The following is a 5,960-nucleotide window of genomic DNA, read 5'->3' on the forward strand; positions in this document are numbered from 1 at the left end:
AAATTTTTTCCGTGCCGCGTTTGAGTGAGCGGTAAGCGTTATAAATAAAAGTAAAGATAGATCCACATCATTTATGGTGTGGTTTCTATAAAAAGTTCATTGAAATAACTAACCATTTAGGCAACGTTAGACTCTCCTATCAAGATCAGGATAATAGCGGGACAGTGACTGCTGATGAGATTGTAGAAGAAAACAACTACTATCCATTTGGTTTACAACAAAAAGGCTACAACGCTGCTATAACAGGCAGATCCCACAACCTTAAATATAACAATACAGAGTTAGAAGAAGGACTAGGACTCGATTGGTATGAGATGCCACTGCGTTCCTATGATCCAACCATCGCGCGATGGAATCGTATTGATCCTGTGGTGCATCATGGGTTATCTACTTACAATTCTTTTGATAATAACCCTATATTTTATAGTGATCCTAGTGGTGGAAACTCGGAAGATGAATCTACGGAAGGAGCAGTATCACAACCTTTGTCAGATCGTGAGATCAGTCAACAAGAAAATGATATTGTTATCAATTGGAATATGATTCCTCAGCATGGCGGAGCGTCTTGGTTTTCTAGAGCAGATCATTCGTTTTCCTATGATCATAATTTTGCCATGGTTATGTTTGGTGGCGCGAATGAAAGAGAAGGCTTAGAAGCTGTGGGGCTTACTTATGTAGACTATGGTAATGGTTATGGTGCTTCTACAAGAGGTACTGTAAACAGTGCTCTAAGACAAATCACTAATAACATACAAAACGGATATGTGCAGGAAGGGTACAGACAAGGGCAAATGACCTATGCCAGTGGACTTGCCGGAGATAGTGGTTGGCGTTATGTACCGGGTATAGGTAGTGGTGCAGCATCTATCGACTGGTTTGCAAGAGGTGATGTGAGTAGAGGATTATTATATGCAGGATTAGCAATATCTGATGTAATTGCGATCAAAGCATTAGCAACTGCCGGAGGACGATTGTTGCTAAAAGCAGCTGCTAATAGCATAGACAATGTTTCAGCAATAACATTAAGTAGAGCTGAAATGTCCGTAATTTATGGAGCAGGTGATGATGCTTCTATACAAACTTTAATATCGAGCATTGCCAAAGAACATTCTCAATTATTTAAATGTAAAGATTGTGCATCCAGTATAGTTTCAGCTCTAAAACAGAGGGGAATTAAAGGTCAAATCATTGATCTACAAACACCTTATTCTAATATTTGGAATGCCCAACTGGGTAAAAATATTTCCACTAATGGAACTCATAGGGCTGTCCAAGTAAACGGTATGGTTTACGATAATATATATACAAATGGTATAAAATATAACGATTGGATAAAACAATTTGATGCTCCATTTGGAGCACTAAAAGTAACGAAAACAGGTTTCTAATGAGTCAAATAGTAAAAATACTTAATGAAATTAAAAGCAAGCCAGCAATGTATATAGGAAGGAGTTCCATATTTTGTTTAAGAGCTTATTTATTTGGTTGCTATCGGAGTTTACCAAAAGAGGATATAGAATTTCTTAATGATTTTCAAAGTTGGATAGAAAATAAATACAAAATAGATACATCTCATTCATGGGCTGATATTCTTCACTTTTATAGTACTGATGAACAGGATGCTCTCAAATTATTTTTTAATGAATTTGATGAATTTCTAAACCAGCTATCCGAAGAGTGATTAACTAAAAAAGATCGCTCTACGCATGTCTCAGACTTCGTAGCGTTTTGAGTGAGCGGTAGGCGTTATAAAATAAGAACCAGATCGCTCGGAGTGTGCTGTGAGAGGTTCGAAAGAATCTCGTAACTGAAAATAAGATGGTAGTAGGTCTACCGATATCGGCTTACAGCAGCGGGTATCAAACTACCCAGACCGCTCGGATATGATAGCGCGGAAATGTTTTCCGTGTCGCGTTTGAGTGAGGGGTAATCTCGTAGTAAAATAAGAACCCAGACCGCTCGGATATGATAGCGCGGAAATTTTTTCCGTGCCGCGTTTGAGTGAGGGGTAAAAGTAAAGAATCCACAGCATTTTATGGTGTGGATTTTACAACGTTCATTGAAATATACTAGTCGTTACAATACACCGACGAGATTGTAGAAGAGAACAATTATTATCCGTTTGGACTCTCACAAAAAGGATATAATACTGCGATAAACGGGCGTTCGCATACCCTTAAATACAATAATACAGAGTTAGAAGAAGGACTAGGACTTAATTGGTATGAGATGCCACTGCGCTCCTACGACCCTACCATCGCACGATGGAATCGTATTGACCCGATAGTACATCATGGACTATCTACCTATAATGCATTTGATAATAACCCGGTATTTTATAATGATCCTTCAGGGGGAAATAGTAACAATCACTCTACGGAAGGAGCAACATCACAGCCTCTGAGAAATGACAGGGAAATGTGGCAATTAGACCATGATTTTGCAGTCAACGGGATTCATGTAACACCCCACAGAGGACCACAAACTACAGCAAATAGTGGATGGGATTATGCAGCAGCTGCTTCAGCTGGTATGTTGGATAACAATAGCGATATCAGAAGAAATTATGGCTCTGGTCTGGCAGGATTAAATGCGGCATTGGCACAGTTCGGGCTTTCCGCTTCTGCTAGTACAAAGAAACCATATAAAACACCAGATTTCTTAGGGATTTCAACTGAGCTAGATGAAGTATTGATAAGAAGTAATCCTAAAGACGACATTAGAGCTTATGAAGAAAATGATAGAATCATGGTTAGAAACTCAATGGTTCTTGATGTTTTGAGTAAACTTACAAATACTGGTCAAATCAAGAATCTTACAGTATTGATTATTGAAGAATGGAGAGTATCAACAGGTATAGTAGTTAAGCGTACTGAGGCAGAACAGATGATAGCAGATATAGATGAAGCATTTACAGAATTAGGTGTAACTGTTACTACTGCTGTTCCTCAAGTAAAAATTGCCGCTACAGTCATAGCTACTCCTCTAATGGCAGATAATACATATAGAGACTTTATGAATAATCAGGTTTATGGGCCGAGAATAAGAAAGCACAGCGAACATTACTACCACCATAATATTCAATCAATACCTTATTACGATGTTGGTGGTCCGGGACCATATAGCAGCGGTGGCGGTGGTGCTGGTGGCGGATGGTAATTAAATTTAATAACAATATGATGTTTAAAATATATACCATTCTAATTTTGTTAGTTATTTTTTGTACCAATTGCGTAGCTCAAAAGATAGAACATGATGATACTACTAATGTATCTAAAGCCACTGATTTACAAAATACTCTTGAATCTAAATGTGTATATGACCATGAGTCAATCCTGTTAATAGAAGAAAGAAAAAGTTTGGAAAAAACTATTTCAAAATTTAACTATGATACTGGAATTGTGATTTTAATTGTAACTACACATTCTATTGGGCGTTTTCCTGATTTTCGTTCATATACTATGAACTTAGGTAATGTATACAGTCAAGAAACCAATAACGATAATATTATAGTTATAGTAGTTAGCAAAGCTTTAAAAAAAGTTGAAATTGCTACCAGTGATAAAACCAAAGAAACCTTAACTGATGATTTATGTAAAGTAGTTATATATGAAAGTTTTTTACCTGAATTTAAAAAAGGAAACTTTTATAGCGGAATTGAAAAAGGGTTAGGTAAAATAATAACTAACTGGAAATAATAACAAAATGTACTGAGGGTGATTATTCTAAGTCATCCTCAGTATTTAAAACACCATCTTTACCTTTAGATTTTAGTTCATAACTTAAACCACCTTCTATCTCTTTATAATAAAACTCATTGCCCCACGCATCTAAATTAATATCCTTTCTTAAAGGATTATTATTTATTATATCTTCCAATTTAGTTGGATACTTACCAAGATCTTTCCTTTGTTTTTCAAGAATTTTTTTGACTTCAATAATTTTTTGAGTCGTTCTAGATTCGTTTGGAGATGTATTGAATATTTTAAGATAGATTCCAAATAGAAAAATTAAAATTAAACCAATTATCAAAAACTTCGTCACAGGATGAATCAGAGTTTTTTTTGGAAGACCTTTTTCTTTTTCCAGTTTTCTAACTTTCTTTTTTTTCTTCCAGAATTTAAACTCTTCAAATAGTAATAATAGTTCCGCTATTAAATCAAACATTTAAGAATATTTTTTTTTTAGCTTTATGATATCCTACGGCCATATCGAGCAGGTCATAAATTTTGGTTTTTTCTTCTTCGGTAAAACTCTCGATATCCTTTATTTTTTGGAACAGTTTTTTATCAATAACCATATCATCGTCACCCATTAAGAAATCTATAGTTACCCCTAGGGCATCGGCAATACTTTTGGCAGTATCAATAGCAGGTTTAATCTCATTACGTTCATACCTTCCAATAATAGGCCCAGAAGTACCTACTTTTTTAGCCAGTTCATCTTGTGACCATTTTAAACGTTTACGTATAGATGATATTCTTTCTCCAAAAGTCATATAAAAGTGTTATAAATAACCTGTTTTACTGGTTTTAAGCAAATGTAAGTCACTTATAGATACCAAACAAATCATATAAATGTTGTTACATTAGAACTTATTTTACCCGCTCACCTAAGAGTTCTGCTCTACGAATGTCTCTGACTTCGTAGGGTTGTGAGTGAGCGGTAAGCGTAGTAAATAAAAGTAAAGATAGATCCCAGACGACTTGGATATGATATCGCGGAAATTTTTTCCGTGCCGCGTTTGAGTGAGGAGTAAAAGTAAAGACTAGTTGTATTGATGTGCAACTAACTCATGAAATTAAAATTTATGACAAGATTACTATATATTTCTTTATTATATACGGCCATGGTGTTTGGTCAGAAAGACATCGTGGTTAGTACTAATGTTGTTCAATGGCAAGAAGGAGTGTTTTTAACACCGAATGATTTTAAAATTGTTAAAGAAAGTGATCTCTTTGATGTTGAAAACGCAGTAACAACCTATAAAATAGAAATCTTGCCCAAAGAAGTAATAGTAGACGAAGACGATAATATAGTAAACTATTTAAAAATGAATCTTGCTACCTACTTCTATAAAAATAGGTCATGGTTGGGTGATAAGAACGATCCTAAACTCTTAGCACACGAACAGCTTCATTTTGATATTGCAGAGTTGTTCGCTAGAAAAATGCGTAAAGCTTTTGAAGAACTTAAAAATAAAAAGATTATGAGTTTTGATGCATATCAAGAGGTATATTATAAATACTGGAAAGCCTGTAAGATATATCAAAACACATATGATAAGGAGACTTTTAATGGATCTATGCCAATACCAAGCAATGATTGGCTATTAAAAATACATGATGAACTAAGTGACTTAGAAGCGTATACATATATAAAAATAAAGAGTAATTGATGTTCTAAAAAGGTTTTTAATTCAATAGAACAAAAGAAGAAGGAGATAGATTCAAAAGGTTATTATTTAGATAATTACGTAGATATGATGGATTATTTGCAATCTGTAATTCCTTCATTGAAGGAAATAGGTGTAGTTGATTTCGATTTCAGAATATAAACTAAAAATCTATATAAAAAAAAGATGAAAGAAATGTTCATAGATATATCACCAACTACCGAAAAAATGGTAGTTTCAAATGGTGTTAAACACGCAATTGGTATAAAGATAATTAATTTTAATTTAGATAGAATCAATAACAGAGTTACATTGATATTAGAGGATCAATCCGAATTGCATATTGTTGCTCCTTTTCCAAAAAAGGACAAAATTAGTGTCGATTTGAAAAAAGGATTAATCTATCCTTAATTTTTTAAATATCAAAAAAATTCAATAAAATGATACTTATAATAAATTAAAAGTCTAAAATAACAGACATTTTATAAGAATCAAATATCAAAATTATTATGGCAGAAATTAATATTCCAGATAATTACGGATCATTCCAAAAAGTTGTGGTTAG

General features: G+C 34.0%; 8 protein-coding genes. 6 read left to right on the forward strand and 2 right to left on the reverse strand.

Translation table 11 applies throughout. The features are described from left to right. The first annotated feature begins 164 nt into the window (after positions 1-164). From DZ60_RS0121645 to DZ60_RS0121660, 4 genes are all read left to right on the forward strand, one after another. The gene (locus tag DZ60_RS0121645) at positions 165-1,388 is read left to right on the forward strand and encodes a papain fold toxin domain-containing protein (protein WP_025744099.1); all 1,224 of its coding nucleotides are present in this window, start codon (positions 165-167) and stop codon (positions 1,386-1,388) included. After that, a complete protein-coding gene (locus DZ60_RS0121650; protein ID WP_025744100.1) occupies positions 1,388-1,681 on the forward strand; it encodes a hypothetical protein in 294 nt (97 codons plus the stop codon). The genes DZ60_RS0121645 and DZ60_RS0121650 overlap by 1 nt, the downstream gene beginning before the upstream one ends. Before the next feature lie 413 nt (positions 1,682-2,094). After that, a complete protein-coding gene (locus DZ60_RS0121655; protein ID WP_081740556.1) occupies positions 2,095-3,159 on the forward strand; it encodes an RHS repeat-associated core domain-containing protein in 1,065 nt (354 codons plus the stop codon). Between the two features lie 17 nt (positions 3,160-3,176). After that, positions 3,177-3,698, forward strand: coding sequence for a TPM domain-containing protein (locus DZ60_RS0121660; RefSeq protein ID WP_161634456.1), 522 nt, complete (start codon positions 3,177-3,179; stop codon positions 3,696-3,698). A gap of 22 nt (positions 3,699-3,720) precedes the next feature. Here DZ60_RS0121660 and DZ60_RS24570 read toward each other — a convergent pair whose 3' ends face one another. Both DZ60_RS24570 and DZ60_RS0121670 read right to left on the reverse strand, forming a co-directional pair. After that, entirely contained in the window at positions 3,721-4,167 is a 447-nt protein-coding gene (locus tag DZ60_RS24570; protein WP_025744103.1) for a type II secretion system protein GspG, read from the reverse strand. Then, positions 4,160-4,498: a helix-turn-helix domain-containing protein gene (locus DZ60_RS0121670; protein ID WP_025744104.1), complete on the reverse strand. Its 339-nt coding sequence runs from the start codon at positions 4,496-4,498 to the stop codon at positions 4,160-4,162. Before DZ60_RS0121670 ends, DZ60_RS24570 begins: the two co-directional genes overlap by 8 nt. Positions 4,499-4,810: 312 nt before the next feature. Here DZ60_RS0121670 and DZ60_RS24575 point away from each other — a divergent pair, with 312 nt between their 5' ends. After that, the gene (locus tag DZ60_RS24575) at positions 4,811-5,398 is read left to right on the forward strand and encodes a DUF922 domain-containing protein (RefSeq protein ID WP_051477710.1); all 588 of its coding nucleotides are present in this window, start codon (positions 4,811-4,813) and stop codon (positions 5,396-5,398) included. Positions 5,399-5,581: 183 nt separating this feature from the next. Beyond that, a complete protein-coding gene (locus DZ60_RS0121680) occupies positions 5,582-5,806 on the forward strand; it encodes a hypothetical protein (protein ID WP_025744106.1) in 225 nt (74 codons plus the stop codon). Positions 5,807-5,960 lie beyond the last annotated feature (154 nt).

The sequence above is a fragment of the Aquimarina pacifica genome (genome assembly GCF_000520955.1).
In the GTDB taxonomy this organism is placed as follows: domain Bacteria; phylum Bacteroidota; class Bacteroidia; order Flavobacteriales; family Flavobacteriaceae; genus Aquimarina; species Aquimarina pacifica.